The organism is Roseomonas sp. GC11, assembly GCF_024437745.1.
GTDB lineage: Bacteria > Pseudomonadota > Alphaproteobacteria > Acetobacterales > Acetobacteraceae > Pseudoroseomonas.
The window spans coordinates 1-1999 of the sequence record NZ_JANFNY010000181.1 but is presented as its reverse complement, the minus strand read 5'-3'; the positions used below and the strand labels follow the sequence as shown (position 1 = coordinate 1999).

Genomic DNA, 1999 nt, shown 5'->3' with positions numbered 1-1999 from the left:
CGGTCACGGTGCCCGGCGCGGCCGGCACCGGCCCGCCCGGGCGCGGCCCGCCGCGCGGCTGCAGCGGGATGGTGGTGGCGGCGATGATGGACGGGTTGGCCGGGTCGTCCGGCACGAGGCCGAGGATGGGCGCGATGCGGTTGATCACCGTATGCGCCGCCGGCGCCGCCACCCAGCCGGCGGTGGCGTAGCCATGGCTCTGCGCGTTGGGCGAGGGCTCGTCCACCATGACATAGAGCGCGTAGCGCGGCGCCTGGATGGGGAAGGCGCCGACGAAGGCGGCGATGCGCTTGTTGGGCAGGTAGCCGCCATGCGGCCCCGTCTTCTGCGCCGTGCCCGTCTTGCCGCCGAGGAAATAGCCCGGCACCTCCGCGCTCTTGCCCGAGCCGTCGGTGACGACGAGGCGCATGAGGCGGCGCATCATCTCGCTGGTCTTCTCGCTGATCAGCCGGGTGCCCTCGCGCACGGCGCCGGGCGGCTGGGCGAGCAGCGTCGGCTGGCGCAGGATGCCGCCATTGGCCACCGCCGAGATCCCCGTGACGACATGCAGCGGCGTGACGCTGATGCCGTGGCCATAGGAGATCGTGTACATGTTGATCTCACGCCAGCCATTGGCCGGCGGGTAGAGCGGCGCCGCCGCCTCGGGCAGCTCGATCTGCTGGCGCGCCAGCATGCCGGCGCGGCTCAGGAATTCCCGCTGCCGCTGCGGCCCGAAGGTCTCCGCCATATGCGCGGCGCCGAGGTTGGACGAATAGGCCAGCACCTCGGGGAAGCTGATCCAGCGGTTCTTGCCCTTGTAGTCGGTGATGGTGAAGCGGCCGAAGCGGATCGGGCGGGAGGCGTCGAAGCTGGAGCTGTAGACATTGGCCGTGCCGTATTCGATGGCGGCGGCCGCGGTCAGCAGCTTGAAGGTCGAGCCCGGCTCATAGGTGCCGACGGTGACGCGGTTGAAGCGCTGGTCCGGCGTCGCGCCGCCGATATCGCCGGCATCATAGTCCGGCAGGCTGACCATCGCGACCACCTCGGCGGTGTTGACGTCGAGCACCACGCCCGCGCCGCCGATGCCGTTGAAGTCGGTGATCGCCTGGTTCACCGCGTCGCGCAGGGCGAGCTGGACGCGCACGTCGAGCGACAGGCGCAGCGGCTCGCCGCGCTCGGTGCGCAGCCGCTCGTCGAAGCGGCGCTCGATGCCGGAGACGCCATTGCCGTCCACATCGACATTGCCGAGCACATGCACGGCGGCGCGGCCCTGCGGGTAGTAGCGGCGCTCCGCCTCCTCGAAGTCGAGCCCGGCGATGCCGAGGTTGATGACGCCCTGCTGCTCGCGCGGGGTCAGGGCGCGGGCGACATAGACGAAGCCGCGGTCGCCCGAGAGGCGCTCGATCAGCTTCTCGCGGTCGAGCTGCGGCAGCACGGTGCGCAGCTTGTCCGCCGCCTCCACCGGGCTTTGCAGCACGCGCGGATTGGCCACCAGCGCGGTGACGGGCAGGGAGATCGCCAGGATCTCGCCATTGCGGTCGGTGATGGGGGCGCGGCTGGCGACATGCGCCGCCGGCGGCTGCAGCGCGCGCACCACGGCGTTGAGCCGCTTCGGCTCGGCAGGCGCGATGACGGTGGACCAGGTGGCCTTCATCGCCACGGCGATGAACAGCGCGCCGAAGCCGAGGGAGGCGATGACGAGGCGGCTGCGGCTGCGTTCCAGCTGGGCGCGGCGGGCGAGGTCCGGCTGCGTCACCCGCACCGTCGTGGCCTGGGCGGGCGGCACGGCGGCGGCCTCCGGCGGCGGCTGCTGCGGCAGCGCGCCGGCGGGGCGGCGCAGCGGCGGGGAGTCCGGGGAGGGCGGGGGCAGATGGACCATGGCGGCTTACCGGCTCCAGCTGCCGGGGGCGACGGGGACGGGGGCGCCGAGCGGCACCGGCGGCGCCAGCGTGCCGCCCTGCGCCAGCCCGAGGGCCGAGCCGGTGGTGGGCACGGGGGCGGCGACGGCGCGGCCCACCGG

Annotated in this window: 1 protein-coding gene; it reads right to left on the bottom strand. The window is 73.4% G+C overall.

Annotated elements, in window-relative coordinates; all coding sequences use genetic code 11:
• A partial coding sequence (locus NON00_RS24470; RefSeq protein ID WP_256025414.1) for a penicillin-binding protein 2 occupies positions 1-1858 on the bottom strand: 1858 nt, incomplete at its 3' end.
• Between the last annotated feature and the right edge of the window lie 141 nt (positions 1859-1999).